We start from the raw sequence: 248 nt of genomic DNA on the forward strand, positions 1-248 counted from the left end.
GTTCAAAGCTGCGACTGAACAGATAGTCGCCCACCAGCACCGTGGCCGGATTGCCGTAAATGATGTTGGCGGCCGCCTTGCCCCGGCGCAGGTCCGAGCCATCGACCACATCATCATGCAGCAGCGTGGCGGTGTGGATAAATTCCACCGCTGCGGCCAGCGCATATTGCGCCCCGCCGGTATAACCCACCAGTTCGGCCGCCGCGACCGTCAGCATCGGGCGCAGGCGTTTGCCCCCGCTCGAAATC

Annotated in this window: 1 protein-coding gene; it reads right to left on the reverse strand. The window is 64.1% G+C overall.

Translation table 11 applies throughout. From position 1 onward, the window contains the following. Positions 1–217, reverse strand: a 217-nt coding sequence (locus ACWXWW_RS18245; RefSeq protein WP_455971449.1) for a polyprenyl synthetase family protein, incomplete at its 3' end; no start/stop codon positions are given. Positions 218–248 lie beyond the last annotated feature (31 nt).

This window comes from Microbacterium sp. KNMS (assembly GCF_053851835.1).